This is a genomic window from Bradyrhizobium sp. U531, assembly GCF_051710265.1.
In the GTDB taxonomy this organism is placed as follows: Bacteria; Pseudomonadota; Alphaproteobacteria; order Rhizobiales; family Xanthobacteraceae; genus Bradyrhizobium.
Map to the genome: position 1 here is coordinate 2,007,347 of NZ_JASVEN010000001.1, position 13,893 is coordinate 2,021,239.

Sequence of the window (13,893 nt, forward strand, 5' to 3'; positions counted from 1 at the left end):
TCACCACGATAGAAGCTCAACAGCGTTGGGCAGCTCATAGAGCGAACGGTTGCTCTCGCCGGCCGCAGCGCGCGAAATAGCCATCCAAGTTGCGGCCGCTCCGTCAATGCGATCGGTCGACTTGCTCTTGTGAATGATCCGGTTGTCGTTGGCGTCCTTGTGAATGGCGACGTTGGCGAAGTTCCAGCGCAATACCGGATGTCCCTCATGGCGAAAGTTGCCGCTAATGATCGCTCGCTCCAGAACATTGAGGGCCGGCGATTGCGTCACCCAGCCTTGACGGATCGTCACGACCGGGTAACCTTCGTCGACCAATGGCGCCATGACGCCTTGGGCAAACGCTACGTCAAAGCCGATCTCTTGGACCTGGAAGCGCTCCGCCAGTGATCGGATGTAGTCCGCGACCGCGGCGTTATCGATCACATTGCCGGGCGTGGCAGTGACGAAGCCTTCCTTTGCCCATGAGGCGTAGTTCACGCCGTCCAGATCGCCACGCTTGCGGATATCTGCCTCAGGGCAAAAGAAGTGCGGCAACACCGTGTATGTGTCGCCGTCGCGAAAGCATGCGACCACTGCCGAAAGGTCGGTGGTCTTGGACATATCAACGCCAATCCAGCACGGCGCACCGCGCAAGGCTTCATAGTCGATCGGCGCGGCGCCCTTGTCATAGGTCGCCATGTCCACAAAGGGCGAAGTTGAGTGGTCAAGCCAGACGTTGAGCTTGTATTGCAAGAGGCTGTCGCGTTCGGTAGGACTATCTTTCGCGCGCGTGACGTGTCGCTTAAAGCCGGCACTCGACGGATACCCATGGACACTACCGGGATTGACCCGGCGCCATGCGTCCTCGCTGGCATAATCGACGCTTGCCGGCGACTCAAAGAGCACCGGAAGGCAGGTCGGGTCAGTGATTTCGCCGCGCGCGATCTTGCGGGCGCGCTCAATTACCTCATGGGCAATGTTATCCTGCCCCCGGCCGGCGGTCGTCGCGACGACAAGCAAGCTGTTGTCGGTCTTGTCCAGGCCATTGGTCAGAACCTTCCAAAGTAGATCGCCCCGCCAGACGTGAAGTTCATCGGCAAGCACGAATGAAGGCGTGCGGCCCTCTTTGCTCGGTGCGTCTGCCGAGATGACTTCCAACTCGGTCCCGTCGCGGGGATAGGCGATCTTTTTCGCGCTGTTGAAGGCGTCATAGACTTTTGTCACCGGGACCAAATGCTTGGGATCGGCCTGGACGATGCCGCGCGCTTCCTTGAAGGCAATGCCGGCTTGGCCGCGGTCGGATGCTGCAAAGATCACTTCGCCGCCTGAGACGCGCTCGGGGCCAATGGTGTGAAGCAAGGCCAGGGCAGCGGACAGGCTGGTCTTGCGGTTGCCGCGCGGGACCAGGATCACGACCGTCGACACGACGCGGTTTCCGGCATCGTCGCGGGGACCATAAATTCTGCGGACAATACGTTCCTGCCAAGGATCTAGCTGAAATTGCTTACGTGACAGCGTCGATTTGGGGTGCTTCAACGACCGAAGCCAACGCACCGCACGCTCGCCATGCCCAAACGGGTCAGGAATGGGCGAGCCGTCAAAAATCCAGTGCGGATAAGTGTCAGACGATGCTGAAGGGGTTTTCATCGTCATCTTCGTCGTTGTTGTCGCGCACGGCTGGTCGCGAGCGCGAAACCGGTGTCAAACCGAGTTCAGCCGCAAGCTGGCGGGCAGTCACCATGCTCTTGTCCTGGGCGCGGAGGAGCTTCAGATCAATCTCGGTGCGCAAGAACGCTTCCAACTGCCGGACCCGGCCCATCGCAACGCAATAGCTTTCCAGCGAGCCTAGGTCCGCGATGGTGAGAATCCTGCGCTTTGCAAGCTCTGGCATGACGCGGCGCCATTCGGCCTTGGCGTGTTTGCTGAGCCAAGACGGAGGGCGGGTCGTGGCCTCGAGCGCATTGGCGGCAGCGGCAAGCTGTGGTTTTCGACCCTTCATGCCCCAACGCTCTCGACAAAATCAGGCTCTCGCGGCAACCTCAGACCATGAAACAGCGATATGATCTTCTTGCCTTCTCTTTGCTGGTTTTCTCGGTAGTCGCCTTGGTCTGCCTGACCGCAGATCCAAAGGGATTCTCGCTGAAGGACTGGCAACCGTTGATCGCGTCGTTCGTTGCGTTGGGAGCTGCGAGCCTCGCCTACAAGGCCGCCATGGCCAAAGTTGAATTCGATCGCGAGATCGCGGGCCGGACTGATAGGAGAAAGCTTCTTGGACTTTGTCTGCGATTGGAATATGCACTTCGCGTTCTCAAGCACGAGGCTGATACCGTCCAAAAGTATATTCCTGAAGGATACGTTTTCACCGACATGGAGATCGATCGAAAGGACCTTACGCTTGGCCCACCGAGAGCATTGGACGAAGCATGGGATAATCTTGACGCATTTCGCCGCGTTGTGTCTCAGGAGCTGGCGATCGTAAGAGGCGCAATTTACGACTACGAATCCCGCCTCGCTGCATGTTCCCAAGCTCCTATCTTGCTCAAATCTCCTACGAAGGTGCCTCCTGAATTGACGAAGGTGCGCGTATATGCGGGCCATCTCTCTGACAGCATAGAACGCTGCCTTCAGCCTATTGTTCGGCAAATCTCGGAATTGAAGGAATGGTAATGTGGTCACGGCCCAACTCGTTCGCAGGTGACGTCCATCCCGACGCGCCGGCCGATCTCGGTGATGCCGGTGATCTCGAATTGCTGCCCCTCATAGAGCAGCCGGTCATTGAGGCTTAGGCCGGCGAGGTAATACGTCCGGAAGATCAGCACCGCGTCGGTGGTGCGCCCGCGCGCGTCCTCACGGTCGTCGGTGGCATTCTTGAGGAGCTGCGCCCGCATGGTGGCGAACGCGGTCCAGGTCTCTACGGGCGTGCCGTAAAGGTCCAGGCCGGTGGTGCGGCGCTGGATTTCGATGATGCGGTCGAGGTTGCCGGCCCTCATGGCGCCCTCGCTTTCACGATCGCCGCGATGGTGACAACGCCATGGCTGAATGAGCCGTGAGGGTCGCGCATATACCGGGTCTGGGTGGCCTGCATGTCGTGAACGGTGAAGCCGTCGATCGGCAGCACGCCATCGGCCTGGGCATCGATCCGCACCGCCGCAACGATGGCCGAAACAGCCTCTTTGCATTGGACCAAGCCGGGCTCCTGAAACCAGACGTGCAAGGTCGCGTGCGTCGTAGCGTCCCAGCGCCGGAAGATAGTCTGACCCTCACCGATGTAAACGGCTGGCATGATCTCCGGCCGGCCATTCGCGTCAAGGATGTGGTTGGTCTGAACCAAAGCCATTAGTTCCGAGCTCGCGATCAGGCGTGTCCGGATGGCCTTCTGAAGGGCAAGAGAGGGGTCGGAAACGGTCATATTAGAAGCAAAACGCGCGGTAAGGCGCCAACAAATCGAGGAAGCCGAACGGCAATTCCTGGGCTGTCACCCCCACAAGGGAAGCTTCCCTGTTGGCGTAAAGGTGCGCGGTCAATTGCAGCACGGCTTCATTCACTGGAGCCGGAGTGCCGTCGGTGTCGGGATTTGAGGCCGTATAGGCGCCAACCCACGCCTTTGCCGCCGCCAGCTTGCCAGTAAGCAAGGCGTCGTCGGCGTCCAGGGTGACGTTCAGGTGGGCTTTAGCTTGGTCGAGGGTGATGCCGGGCACAGTCAAAAAAACTCCAATTAGACGGTCTCTTGCGTGACCCGGAGGCACCGGTCGTTCGCGTTCTTTGAGATGTTTTGAACTACCCCCCGGGTGTGTCTCGCTGAGAAGCGGACGCGGCGTTGCGGCGTGCGCTGAGGCATGGGTTGATCGTTCTTGGCTGCTGCTTCGATCAAGGGCTGCACGTGCTTGCGCACCTTGCCTGGATCTAGCTCTGCGAGCCCGCACACTTCCTCAAAGTCATTGTTGGGCTGGGTCAGCCACTCGCGAGTGCGGAGTTGGTCGAGGCGAACCGATCGTCGGACGGTCGAGAGTGGTTGCGTTGCATCCGTGATCGCTTGATGGACCACGGCGCGCCAAAGGGCCTTGTCGCTCATTGCCGGCGCTCCATGCGTTGCTTGCGGCTGGCATGACAAGGCGAGCTGGCGAGCGGTTGCCAGTTCTTCCGGTCCCAGAACAGCTTCATATCGCCGCGATGGGGAACCTTGTGATCGACGCAATCGGCAACGCGACCGCAGCCGCATGCACAGCAGCGGTTCTGAGGTAGGGCAAGGAAAGCCTTGCTCTCGCGGCGCCATTTAGAATCGTATCCGCGATCGGTGGCATTGGGCCGGCGCTGGTCAGCCTCTGCCTTTTGCCTTATCTGGCATTCACAGAGATCGGTTGCCGCAATGATCTTGCCGCAGCGACATACGCGGCGCGGTTTCCAGGCCATCAGCGCGCCCCCAATGAATGCACGGTCAGGTCGCCGATGGCGTTGAGATCGGCCTTGATGCTTCCCAGGTCGGAAGTATCGGCCGCTTGTTCCTTGCTGCCGAACAGGGCCTTGAGCATGTCCATACGGCCCTTCTGAGCGTTGATGATTTCAGAGGCCGTTGCTTCCCAAGTGTCATCCGGCGTCCAGCCGAGCCAGCCGGTGCCGATCTGGAAAAGCTGAGTGAAGTATTCATCGAACGGAATTGGCTTGCCCGTATCGGCCTTGCCGCTGGGCTTGTCGTCGGCGCCAGCGAGCAACATGACGAATTCGATCAGGTCCCCAGTTGCGCCCCAAAGATCGCGCAGGACGGCACCATTGGCCGGCAAGGCATATTCGCCCCAGGCCCGCGCGTTGACGATTGTCGCGCTGATGATGTCGAGGGCCGCAGTCAGGCTTCCGTCGGCAAGTTGCCGCGAAAGATTGTGGAAGCCGTCATAGCGTTCGTAGAGGATGAATGCGGACCGCAGCGACGGCTTCAGGTCAAACGACCTGTCACCGAGCTGGAGAGCAAAGGTATTCGCTGCGAGCCGCATAGCTGTGTTCCTTAGGTCGCCGAGACCTTGAGCTTCACGAAGCGATCGGGATGGGTCACGTCGGCGCCGACGCGCTTGCGCGCGTGGAAACGGACTTGGCCCTTGGTCGCCAGCGTGTAGGGATCGCGGAGGATCGAAATGCCGACGCGATCGACGATGCGGTAACCCTTGAGATCGCCGAACATGACCGGAACAGCATTGGCCGCGATATCGGGCATATCGACCGCTTCAACGATCGGGCGGCCCAGCAACGTGGTCGGCGCGCCTTCCGAGATCGGGTCCAGGACCAGATAGCGGCCCATGCCATCCTTCCAAAGGCGGATTGCACCGAGCGTGTTGCGGTTCATGAGCCACACGCCATTCTGGGCGTGCGCGCCCGGGAGCTTGTGGAACATGTTGATCAGCACGTCGGCCGGCGTCGATGACGGGAAGTTGGAGGCGTTGCCGGTGATGACGGTGGTGATGCCCGCCGCGTTCAGAAGGCCCATCGGCTGGGTGGTGCCGTTGCCCTTGACGAAGTGGGTGCCCTCGCCAATGCCGAATGCCTCGCCGAATTCCGAGTGAAGCTCGCCTTCCAGGCCGTAGGCATTGTCTTCCAGAAGCCAGTTCGAAACGTCCGTATAGGTCGCATACTCATACGGGGTGATGCCGATCTGCTCATAGGACGGCTCGCTACCGGTGCGGTCCTCGGTCTCGCCGACGATCACGGCAGCCGGGCTACCAGTGCGCCGGGGATACTTGACCTGACCGGCGCCGATCGTCCGGACGTTCGCATACTGGCGGATGGGCGAGAACTGGCGGAGAAGCTTCAGGATCTCGTTGCCGAATTCCGGCGGTGCGATTGCCTGGTTGTTGCTGACGACCAGGGACTTCTTTTCGACGTCGTCCATCTTGTCGGCGCCGCCGCGAAGGAACGCCTCGAAAGCCTTGGTTTCGATCTTGGGCTCATTGTCGTTCGCGGCACGATTGCCGGGCCGATTGACCTTGGCCTCGATACGGTCGAGGCGCTCGGTGAGCTTGGTGTTATCGTTGGCCGCCTTCGTTTCGAGGGCTGCCTTCAGGTCCGCCAGTTCCTTGGCGACGCTGGCGATCGGGTCATCGGATTCGCCGGTGTCTTTGAATTCGAGTGCATTCGCAGTTTTCATTGGGTGGTCCATAGCTCCTAGGATGTCAGCGATGCCGTGAATCGCTTGAGAAGATCGGCCACGGCACGCGCCGCGTCGTCGGATTTCGTGCCGGTGATGCGGGCACGGGAATGGGCGGGGTCGCGGACCAAGCTGATCTCGGCGAGGTCGAGCGCATCAATGATGCGGCCACGCGTTTGCTTGCGCGCTGCCTTGGTCCGGAAGCCGATTGACAGGCCGGTGACGAGGCCAGTCTTGAGCATTGCGCGGATGGAACGCGCGCGCGGCTGGTCGAGGTGCAACGTGCCTTTGACGGTCAATCCGTCGTCGGTCTCTTTCACCTCGTTCCAGGTGCCGACAAGATCGTCCGGCCGGTGCTGATACAAGATCGGCAGGTCCGGAAGGATCGAGCCAAAGGCGCCCTTAGTGATCAAGTCGCCGTAGCTGTCGGGGCCAGCATTGAACGGCCAAGCGATGCCGGTGATCTCACCTTCATCGCTCACGCTCAGGGTCGCTTTGATCTCCAGGCGGTCCATGCTCACAGCGATACCCAAACATTGGGCGAGGTCGCGCCAGTGAGATTGAAGCGCAGCAGACAAAGGCCCAGCTGGAAGCCCCCATTGCCGGCAGCGGTAAAGGTGACGTAGCTTTCACCGCTGCGATCGACGTTCATCCACGTGGCGCCGTTGTCGACGGACATCTGGAGCGCGACCGTTCCGCCTCCGAAGGTGCCCCAAGTGGCGACTGTTCCGACGCCGCCGGACCACGGCACAGCGGGGGTTGCGCCGTTTGCCGTGAGATTAACTTGCACTTGCTTGATCTCCATGAGGGTTGCCGAACAGCGCGCGCTCTAAGATCTTCACGGCGAGTTCGTATGTTTCGATCAGCGGCCGGCCATCGACGTAGGCGACGATCAGTTCATGGGCCCGCTTTGGCGTGATGCCACCTCCGATAAGAGCGAGGCGGATGGTTTCGGTGAGATCAGCCTGACTGAACGATCGTGCGAACATGCGATTGCTGAGCGCACCGATCGGGCCGCACTGCTTTTCGAGTTCAATGATCATTGGCTTGGTCAGACGGAAAGTGTGCTCGCCGTCGCCAAAGAACGCGGCGTAAGAGAGATCAACCATCAGCCAGCCTCGCCAAATGCGGTTTCGATTGAGCCGGCGTTGTCGGCGTAGACGCTGATGTCTTCGACGTCGGACCACGCTTGAACCGGAGTCGATCCGACAAGGCACTCGCCGTAGATCAGCGGAATGGCGTCACCTTGCCTGCCCGAATTGCCAATGTTTCCGCCGTTGACGCTGAGACCATTGGAGGCTTGGGTCTGCTCGCCGGCCGGCTTGCTGAGCAAGGTCGAGGCGCCGGACAGCGCGAGACCTAAGCCGATCGCAGCGACGGTGCCGTAAGTCGTGCCGCTGAGAATGCCAGAGGCTGCAAGCGGGGTCGCCAGCGTGCCACCGGACAAAAAGATTGCGCCGCCGACGAGAGCAGCACCGAGGACTATCTTGGTGGTGCCCTTCGCCGTATTCGATGCGGCGCCCTTCGCAACTGGGATCAGGTGCAGGTCAGCGATGCCGAGCTTGAGCTGATTGACCAAATCGAGGTCGAGCTGCATGCCGTTGCGCTTGTCACCGCGCACGATCTTATAAGCGCCTTGCTCAAGCGCCTTCACGAAGCGGCCGGGAAAGGCGCAGTTGAGCGCGCGCAATGCTTCGCCGGCTGTCGCTACATCGAAACGATGAGACGCGCCGAAATCTTTGCCGATCTTGCCATGCAAATGGATTGCGCGAAGCATCAGGCCGCCTCTTGATTGTTGGTGTTGGTGTTGAGCTTGCCGCCGGCATGAGCGGATGAGGTGTTGAAGTTTTCGAACACGTCGCCGCCCTCATACGCGGGGAGACCAAAGCCCATCTGTCGGGCTTCGTTCGGGTTGAGAACACGCGACGATACGGCGGTGCTCATTGCTTGTGCTCGCGTGAGAAGATCGGCGCGCGCAAAGCCGTCAACGTTGAACTCGATGCAATACTGATCGCGCTCCTCCGGCGTGAGCAGCTTCAATTCAAGCTCTTGCTCGAAAGCCTTGAGCCGGGGCAACAGAGCTTGCGAGAGGAATTCCTGCCCGATCGACTCAATCGAGCGCGGCTGAGCGCGATCGACCTGCATCAGCATGTGCAGCGGCACGCGAAACAGCCGCGCAATCTCCGCGACGGCATACGTGCGCATTTCCAGGAATTGGCTATCGACGCTGTTGAAGGTCATCGCCTGCCAGCTTGCATCGCTGGGCAGAACCGCCGTGCCGCCTGAGTTGCTACCGCTGTGCGCAGCCTGCCAAGCGGCTTTGGCCGCCTTTAGAGAGGTCTCGGTTGCGGTGCCTTTGAGCGAGAGAACGCCCGAAGGTCTGGCACCGTTACCGAACAAGCGGGACGCATGACGCTCGAGCACAAGCGCGAGCGCGATCGCTTCCCTGCCCTCGCCGACCAAGCCTTTGCGCTGATCGTAAGCCGGACTGGGAATGTGGATCAGGTCTGCGGCATCGATCTCGCGACCATTCACCTTGTAGGTCGGTTCGATCTCGCTATCGTCTACGGCAACCGGTGCGGTCCTGGGATCTAGCCGGACCAGTTCGGCAGCCTTGCCGCCATCAACTCGGATGACCTGCGCAAAGGCGCCGTGCGGCTGCAAGAGCGCGTCGGCCATAAGCTGGGTGCGAAACAGCGCGGCGGGCGCAAAGCTATTCGGTGCGTCGTGAAGGATTTTGTAGAGTGGGTGATCGGTGGCCTTCTCTTTGCCGCCATCCGGAAGCTGCTTGTAAATGTGAAGGGGAAGCGAGCCGGCCGGCTCAGAGATGGACCGCACCGCGCACGCAACAGGGGCGCACGTCATGGCGGTGTAAGGCGTGACGGTCACGCCGGCTAGGGTCGCGGTCGCACCGAACAAATCGAAGTAGAAGCCGCTCGCGTCAGCGAGGCTGGGCGCGGTCTTGGTCTCGATGCCGATGCCGAGAAGGGATTTGAAGCGGGACGCGAAAGACAAAAGGACAACACAGAGAGCTTGGCCCGCTGGTTAGGCGAGCGAGGGGGAGGACTTCTCTGTGTGTGCATTTGTTGCGAGCCAAAGCCCGTCAACGCAACTATATTACGCGCTATAATTGTGGCGAAAGTGAGTCGCGGTTACATGCGATGGTGCCGAAAAGCGGTTACGAGTGGCACCGCTTTCGAGGGCTCTAACTCGATCTAACTATCTGATATTCCTGGCAAAACGCCGATATGGCTGGGGAACCTGGATTCGAACCAAGACAAACAGAGTCAGAGTCTGTTGTGCTACCGTTACACCATTCCCCAACGGAATAGTCGAACAAATTCAATCACTTGCTGATTTGCTCGACTGTGGCCGGAAGCGCGTTTGGCGCAAATCACGGCTCAGGCGTGGCAGGGTTCTACCCGCTCGTCCCCGGGCTGGCAAGCGCCCCGGTGAATGGATCACCACCTACTCCAGCCTGATGTTCGCGGCCTCGATCACCTTCTTCCAGCGCGCCGTCTCGGCGGCGATGTAGGCTGCGAACGGCTCGGAATCCACGGCGACCGCGACGGCACCGAGATCGGCCAGCTTCTGTACCGTCTCCGGCTGCTGCATGAAGGCGCGAATCTCGGCCGAGAGCTTTTCGACGATCGGCTTGGGCGTACCCGCGGGAACGAAGAATCCGTGCCAGGCGACGGCCTCGAAGCCGGGCAGGAATTCGGCAACGGCCGGCGCTTGCAGATCGAAGTCGGCACGCTTGGGCGTTGCGGTCGCGAGCAGCGCGAGCTGGCCGGTCTTCACCTGTGGCAACAGCAGGGGAACGTTGTCGAAGGCGAGATCGATCTGGCCGCTGAGCAGATCCGTCAGCATCTGGCTCGACCCCTTATAGGGTACGTGCACCATCTTGGTGCCGGTCATCTGCTGGAACAGCTCGCCGGCGAGATGCTGCGAGGTGCCGACACCGGCCGAGCCGAACGAGATCTTGTCCGGGTTCGCCTTCAGGAAGGCGATCAACTCCGGCACCGTGCGCGCCTTGATCTTGTTGGGATTGACGACGAGCACGTTGGGCACGACGCTGATCTGGGCAACCGGCACCAGATCCCTGTCCGGCTGGTAGCTGAGCTTCGGCCCGTACAGCGTGGGATTGATCGCGAGCGCGGACGTGCTGGCAACGCCGAGCGTGATGCCGTCAGGCGCCGATTTCGCCAGCCGCGTCACGCCGAGGATCGAGCCGGCACCGCCGACATTCTCGACCACGAAGGGCTTGCCCAGCTTCACTTGCAGATGGTTCGACACCATGCGCGCGAAGATGTCCGCGGTGCCGCCGGCGGCGAAGGGCACGATCACCGTCACCTGCTTGGAGGGATAAGCCTCCTCGGCCTGCACCGGTGAAGTCGCCAGCAGCACTGCCGACACGAAACCAAGCCACATCGATCTCATCGAAGTTTCCTCTACTTTCATTGTGTTGTTGATTGGTCGCCGCGCGCGGCAGGCGTGTCAGAACGCGACCTCGTACATATCCAGGATCGCATTCCGGCCGAGATCGCGCGGATTGTTGTCGAGCAGGCGGCGAATGGCGTGCGCCTCGTCCGCCATCACGCCGAGGTCGCTCCTGGGTACGCCGAGCGCGGACAGCCGCATCTCGATGCCGAGGTTCTTGCAGAAGCCATAGGTGGCATCGAATGCGCGCTTCAGATCATTGCTCTCCGGCAACCCCAGCGCACCCAGCACCGCGGCTGTCTTGTCCTTCACCGCCGGCATGTTGAAGGCCAGGGTGTGGGGGAAGATCACCGCACAGGCGAGGCCATGTGCCACATGGTGACGCGTGCCGAGAGGATAGGCCACGGCGTGGCCGGCGGTCGTGTTCACCGGTCCCAGGCAATAGCCGCCATAGAGCGAGGCCAGCGACAGACCCGCGCGCGCCTCGCGATCGCCGCCATCGGCAACCGCGCGTTCGAGATAGCGTCCGACCAGCCGCGCGCCTTCGAGCGCGTAGAGGTCGATCGTCGGATGCGCCTTGCGGCTGGTATAGGCCTCGACGCAATGCGCCAGCGCGTCGACCCCCGTCGCCGCGGTGACCTCCTTCGGCACGGTCATCGTCAAGTCGGGATCGACGATGGCGATGTCGGCCAGCATGTAGCGGCTCTGCACGGCCTGCTTGTTCTGGCTGACGGGATCGGTGACCAGCGCGCGGGTGCCGGCCTCGCTGCCGGTGCCCGACGTCGTCGGTATTTGCATTAGCGCGACGCTGCGGCCGGCGACCTTCTCGGGGCCTACGATGTCGGCAAAGGGCACGTCTGACGTGCACATCACCGCGACCAGCTTGGCGAGATCCATTGCGCTGCCACCGCCGAAGCCGACGACGAGATCGGGCTTGGCGTCCTTCGCCATCGCCACGGCCTTCTCGAGATTGGGCAGGTCCGGCTCCGGCTTGACCTCGCCGAACACCTTCACCACCCCCGGCAGCGCCAGCATGTCGACACGGGCTGCGTTGAAGGGATCGGAGATCACCAGCGGCCGCCTGGCGCCGATCCGCGCGGCGAAGCGCGCCGCGGCGGTGATGGTGCCGTTGCCGAACTCCAGGACGGTAGGGCGCTGGATTTCGATGGGCGTGAAGGCGTTGGTCATCGGAAGGCTCGATCTCATGATTTGGATGCGGAGGCGCCGGCGGACAGCCGCTCGGCATAGTCGATGGCCTCGATCAGGCTGTGTTCGTTGGCGATGCCCTTGCCGGCGATGTCGAAGGCAGTGCCGTGATCGACCGAGGTGCGGATGATCGGCAGGCCCAACGTGATGTTGACGCCCGAAAGCTCCTGCCAGCGGCCGGTCGCGGGATCGACCTGGAAGCCGAGCAGCTTGACCGGGATATGGCCCTGGTCGTGATACATCGCGACCACGGCATGGTACTGGCCGGCGCGCAGCTTGACGAAAACGGTGTCGCCGGGCACGGGACCGACGACATCGAGACCATCGGAAACCGCCTTCGCGATCGTCGGCGCGGACACGTCGATGTCCTGCCGGCCGAACAGTCCGCCCTCGCCGGCATGCGGATTGAGCGCGGCGATCGCGATCTTCGGCTTGGCGATGCCGAGCCGCAGCAAGGCGTCGTTGGTGAGGTCGATCACCATGCGCAGCCGTTCCGGCGTCAGGCGCTTCGGCACGTCCTCCAGCGCCACATGGGTCGAGACATGGCTGACGCGCATGTTGCCGTGGGCGAGCAGCATCACCGAGCCACGCACGCCGGTGAGATGCGCCAGCATCTCGGTATGGCCGGGAAAATGATAGCCGGCCTTGTTGAGCGCTTCCTTGTTGAGCGGCGCGGTGACGATCGCCGCGGTCCGCTCCGCCTGCGTCAGGCGCACGCCTTGCTCGATCGCCTTGTAGGCGAACCGACCGCCATCGGCGCTGAGCACGCCGGGCCGGATCGGATCGCCTTCGTCATCGGCCTGCAGGTAGCAGAGATTGGGCCATTCGCGATCGTCTGCCGTGACCTCGGGGATCGCAACATCGGCCCCAAGTGCCGCCTTCGCACCATCGAGCGCCGCGCCACTGCCGATGACGAGCAGGCGCAGATCGCCCTTCGCGATCCGCTCCTTCAACCCGATACAGGCCTTGACGATGATCTCCGGCCCGATCCCGGCCGGATCGCCCATGGTGATGGCAAGATGACGAGAGGTCATGTCGGACTCTCCATTCTGAGAAGATGATTGTCCCGGAGCAGGTCACGCCAGAGATCGCTGGGACCGAATGCGCCGGATTTCGAGATGATGTCGACGCCGGCCCAGCGCCCGCCCTGCAGGATCGAGCGCGGCAATCCCGGTACGACGCGCCCTGTAACCTGCAGCGCTTGCGCGCCAAGGCCAACGCATGCGGCTTTCAAGGTTTCCCCGCCGGCGACGATCAGCGTGCCCGGCGGATCGAGCGCCGCGATCAGCGCCGTCATCTCGCGCGCGATCCGCCGCGCCGCTTCAGCGCGTGCCAGCCCTTCGGCCAGCGAAAATTTGACCATCGCGACGCCCTCGTCGGCCAGCTTGCGCCGAACCCTTGCGCCGCCCTCGCCCTCCGCCACCGCGAGGGTGGCCTGCCCGCAGGCCGCGAGCTGGGCCGCGGTGGCTGCCTGGTCGGAGCCGAACAGGCCGAGCACCGGCCGCCGCAGTTGCGACGGTGCCGCCGCGCCCTGACCGCGGGCAAGCGCGCCGGCGAGGCCGCCGCTGCCACACCACAGCACGGGCCCCGGCATGCGCCGCGCCATGTATACGACGCGATCGAGATCGAGGTCGGACTCGGCATCGAACACTTGCACCCCACCTTGCGAGAGCGTGTCGGGCGTGCCCTGCCGTGCCTCGATCCCGTCCTGGCGCAACTGATCGAGCAGATTGTCGCCGACCTTATGCCAATCGCCATGCACGGTGCGGGCGAATTGCTGGCCGCCGACGGTGCGGCGCCCCTGATAGTCGAAGGCGGGCGCGACCACGCAGGAGGCCCAATGGCCATTGCGCAGGCAGGCACCGAGCTCGGCCGCCCAGGCCCCACGCAGGAGGCTGTCGACCTTCTTGTAGGCGATGGTCGCCCCTTCGAGCTGCGGCGCCAGGCGTCCGACGATCTCGACGCTCTCGTCCCTGGAGCGCTCGCGGGTGCCGCTGTCGATCGCGAGGCTCCCGCCGACGGGCCTCACTGATGCATCCGACCAGATGACATCGAACGGTCCGCACAGGCCGACGAACTCCGCCGCGGTGTCGAGCGCACCGGTGAGATCGTCAGCCAGCATGCGGATGTTCGTCATC

The 13,893-nt window shown here is 62.4% G+C and carries 19 protein-coding genes and 1 tRNA gene; 1 reads left to right on the forward strand and 19 read right to left on the reverse strand.

Annotated features, from left to right (window positions below):
• Window positions 1-1,632: a terminase large subunit gene (locus tag QRQ56_RS09895; RefSeq protein WP_438739400.1), complete on the reverse strand. Its 1,632-nt coding sequence runs from the start codon at window positions 1,630-1,632 to the stop codon at window positions 1-3.
• On the reverse strand, window positions 1,601-1,978 hold the full coding sequence (locus QRQ56_RS09900; RefSeq protein WP_438739402.1) for a P27 family phage terminase small subunit: 378 nt from the start codon (window positions 1,976-1,978) through the stop codon (window positions 1,601-1,603). The genes QRQ56_RS09895 and QRQ56_RS09900 overlap by 32 nt, the downstream gene beginning before the upstream one ends.
• A gap of 47 nt (window positions 1,979-2,025) precedes the next feature.
• Between QRQ56_RS09900 and QRQ56_RS09905 the strand changes: the two genes are divergently transcribed.
• Window positions 2,026-2,646, forward strand: coding sequence for a hypothetical protein (locus tag QRQ56_RS09905; protein WP_438739404.1), 621 nt, complete (start codon window positions 2,026-2,028; stop codon window positions 2,644-2,646).
• Window positions 2,647-2,651: 5 nt separating this feature from the next.
• Here QRQ56_RS09905 and QRQ56_RS09910 read toward each other — a convergent pair whose 3' ends face one another.
• The 17 genes from QRQ56_RS09910 to QRQ56_RS09990 form a co-directional block, all read right to left on the reverse strand.
• A complete protein-coding gene (locus QRQ56_RS09910) occupies window positions 2,652-2,969 on the reverse strand; it encodes a phage head closure protein (RefSeq protein ID WP_438739405.1) in 318 nt (105 codons plus the stop codon).
• The gene (locus QRQ56_RS09915; RefSeq protein ID WP_438739407.1) at window positions 2,966-3,388 is read right to left on the reverse strand and encodes a DUF3168 domain-containing protein; all 423 of its coding nucleotides are present in this window, start codon (window positions 3,386-3,388) and stop codon (window positions 2,966-2,968) included. Before QRQ56_RS09915 ends, QRQ56_RS09910 begins: the two co-directional genes overlap by 4 nt.
• A 1-nt stretch (window position 3,389) precedes the next feature.
• A complete protein-coding gene (locus QRQ56_RS09920) occupies window positions 3,390-3,677 on the reverse strand; it encodes a head-tail connector protein (RefSeq protein ID WP_438740139.1) in 288 nt (95 codons plus the stop codon).
• 17 nt (window positions 3,678-3,694) lie between these two features.
• A complete protein-coding gene (locus QRQ56_RS09925; protein ID WP_438739408.1) occupies window positions 3,695-4,051 on the reverse strand; it encodes a hypothetical protein in 357 nt (118 codons plus the stop codon).
• Window positions 4,048-4,389 carry an HNH endonuclease gene (locus QRQ56_RS09930; protein ID WP_438739409.1) on the reverse strand — a complete coding sequence of 114 codons (342 nt, stop codon included), beginning with the start codon at window positions 4,387-4,389 and terminating at the stop codon, window positions 4,048-4,050. Before QRQ56_RS09930 ends, QRQ56_RS09925 begins: the two co-directional genes overlap by 4 nt.
• On the reverse strand, window positions 4,389-4,964 hold the full coding sequence (locus QRQ56_RS09935) for a hypothetical protein (RefSeq protein ID WP_438739411.1): 576 nt from the start codon (window positions 4,962-4,964) through the stop codon (window positions 4,389-4,391). Before QRQ56_RS09935 ends, QRQ56_RS09930 begins: the two co-directional genes overlap by 1 nt.
• An 11-nt stretch (window positions 4,965-4,975) precedes the next feature.
• The gene (locus QRQ56_RS09940) at window positions 4,976-6,109 is read right to left on the reverse strand and encodes a phage major capsid protein (RefSeq protein WP_438739413.1); all 1,134 of its coding nucleotides are present in this window, start codon (window positions 6,107-6,109) and stop codon (window positions 4,976-4,978) included.
• A 17-nt stretch (window positions 6,110-6,126) separates the two neighbouring features.
• Window positions 6,127-6,624, reverse strand: a complete 498-nt coding sequence (locus QRQ56_RS09945) for an HK97 family phage prohead protease (RefSeq protein ID WP_438740140.1) — start codon at window positions 6,622-6,624, stop codon at window positions 6,127-6,129.
• Between the two features lie 2 nt (window positions 6,625-6,626).
• Entirely contained in the window at window positions 6,627-6,914 is a 288-nt protein-coding gene (locus tag QRQ56_RS09950; RefSeq protein WP_438739415.1) for a hypothetical protein, read from the reverse strand.
• Window positions 6,889-7,218 carry a gene transfer agent family protein gene (locus tag QRQ56_RS09955; RefSeq protein WP_438739417.1) on the reverse strand — a complete coding sequence of 110 codons (330 nt, stop codon included), beginning with the start codon at window positions 7,216-7,218 and terminating at the stop codon, window positions 6,889-6,891. The genes QRQ56_RS09950 and QRQ56_RS09955 overlap by 26 nt, the downstream gene beginning before the upstream one ends.
• On the reverse strand, window positions 7,218-7,886 hold the full coding sequence (locus QRQ56_RS09960) for a hypothetical protein (RefSeq protein WP_438739419.1): 669 nt from the start codon (window positions 7,884-7,886) through the stop codon (window positions 7,218-7,220). The genes QRQ56_RS09955 and QRQ56_RS09960 overlap by 1 nt, the downstream gene beginning before the upstream one ends.
• The gene (locus QRQ56_RS09965; protein ID WP_438739421.1) at window positions 7,886-9,124 is read right to left on the reverse strand and encodes a phage portal protein; all 1,239 of its coding nucleotides are present in this window, start codon (window positions 9,122-9,124) and stop codon (window positions 7,886-7,888) included. Before QRQ56_RS09965 ends, QRQ56_RS09960 begins: the two co-directional genes overlap by 1 nt.
• A gap of 234 nt (window positions 9,125-9,358) precedes the next feature.
• Window positions 9,359-9,432, reverse strand: a tRNA-Gln gene (locus QRQ56_RS09970).
• 145 nt (window positions 9,433-9,577) lie between these two features.
• On the reverse strand, window positions 9,578-10,549 hold the full coding sequence (locus QRQ56_RS09975; protein ID WP_438739423.1) for a Bug family tripartite tricarboxylate transporter substrate binding protein: 972 nt from the start codon (window positions 10,547-10,549) through the stop codon (window positions 9,578-9,580).
• Between the two features lie 57 nt (window positions 10,550-10,606).
• On the reverse strand, window positions 10,607-11,737 hold the full coding sequence (locus QRQ56_RS09980; protein WP_438739425.1) for an iron-containing alcohol dehydrogenase: 1,131 nt from the start codon (window positions 11,735-11,737) through the stop codon (window positions 10,607-10,609).
• A gap of 14 nt (window positions 11,738-11,751) precedes the next feature.
• A complete protein-coding gene (gene pdxA / locus QRQ56_RS09985; protein WP_438739427.1) occupies window positions 11,752-12,789 on the reverse strand; it encodes a 4-hydroxythreonine-4-phosphate dehydrogenase PdxA in 1,038 nt (345 codons plus the stop codon).
• Entirely contained in the window at window positions 12,786-13,892 is a 1,107-nt protein-coding gene (locus tag QRQ56_RS09990; protein WP_438740142.1) for a four-carbon acid sugar kinase family protein, read from the reverse strand. Before QRQ56_RS09990 ends, pdxA begins: the two co-directional genes overlap by 4 nt.
• Window position 13,893 lies beyond the last annotated feature (1 nt).

What these genes read in the sequence shown, in the direction of transcription:
- QRQ56_RS09915 (WP_438739407.1), bottom strand. Translation starts at nt 3,388, where the DNA reads ATGACCGTTTCCGACCCCTCTCTTGCCCTTCAGAAGGCCATCCGGACA.
- QRQ56_RS09950 (WP_438739415.1), bottom strand. Translation starts at nt 6,914, where the DNA reads ATGGAGATCAAGCAAGTGCAAGTTAATCTCACGGCAAACGGCGCAACC.
- QRQ56_RS09910 (WP_438739405.1), bottom strand. Translation starts at nt 2,969, where the DNA reads ATGAGGGCCGGCAACCTCGACCGCATCATCGAAATCCAGCGCCGCACC.
- QRQ56_RS09940 (WP_438739413.1), bottom strand. Translation starts at nt 6,109, where the DNA reads ATGAAAACTGCGAATGCACTCGAATTCAAAGACACCGGCGAATCCGAT.
- QRQ56_RS09960 (WP_438739419.1), bottom strand. Translation starts at nt 7,886, where the DNA reads ATGCTTCGCGCAATCCATTTGCATGGCAAGATCGGCAAAGATTTCGGC.
- QRQ56_RS09925 (WP_438739408.1), bottom strand. Translation starts at nt 4,051, where the DNA reads ATGAGCGACAAGGCCCTTTGGCGCGCCGTGGTCCATCAAGCGATCACG.
- QRQ56_RS09930 (WP_438739409.1), bottom strand. Translation starts at nt 4,389, where the DNA reads ATGGCCTGGAAACCGCGCCGCGTATGTCGCTGCGGCAAGATCATTGCG.
- QRQ56_RS09905 (WP_438739404.1), top strand. Translation starts at nt 2,026, where the DNA reads ATGAAACAGCGATATGATCTTCTTGCCTTCTCTTTGCTGGTTTTCTCG.
- QRQ56_RS09895 (WP_438739400.1), bottom strand. Translation starts at nt 1,632, where the DNA reads ATGACGATGAAAACCCCTTCAGCATCGTCTGACACTTATCCGCACTGG.
- QRQ56_RS09955 (WP_438739417.1), bottom strand. Translation starts at nt 7,218, where the DNA reads ATGGTTGATCTCTCTTACGCCGCGTTCTTTGGCGACGGCGAGCACACT.
- pdxA (WP_438739427.1), bottom strand. Translation starts at nt 12,789, where the DNA reads ATGACCTCTCGTCATCTTGCCATCACCATGGGCGATCCGGCCGGGATC.
- QRQ56_RS09975 (WP_438739423.1), bottom strand. Translation starts at nt 10,549, where the DNA reads ATGAGATCGATGTGGCTTGGTTTCGTGTCGGCAGTGCTGCTGGCGACT.
- QRQ56_RS09935 (WP_438739411.1), bottom strand. Translation starts at nt 4,964, where the DNA reads ATGCGGCTCGCAGCGAATACCTTTGCTCTCCAGCTCGGTGACAGGTCG.
- QRQ56_RS09990 (WP_438740142.1), bottom strand. Translation starts at nt 13,892, where the DNA reads ATGACGAACATCCGCATGCTGGCTGACGATCTCACCGGTGCGCTCGAC.
- QRQ56_RS09900 (WP_438739402.1), bottom strand. Translation starts at nt 1,978, where the DNA reads ATGAAGGGTCGAAAACCACAGCTTGCCGCTGCCGCCAATGCGCTCGAG.
- QRQ56_RS09980 (WP_438739425.1), bottom strand. Translation starts at nt 11,737, where the DNA reads ATGACCAACGCCTTCACGCCCATCGAAATCCAGCGCCCTACCGTCCTG.
- QRQ56_RS09945 (WP_438740140.1), bottom strand. Translation starts at nt 6,624, where the DNA reads ATGGACCGCCTGGAGATCAAAGCGACCCTGAGCGTGAGCGATGAAGGT.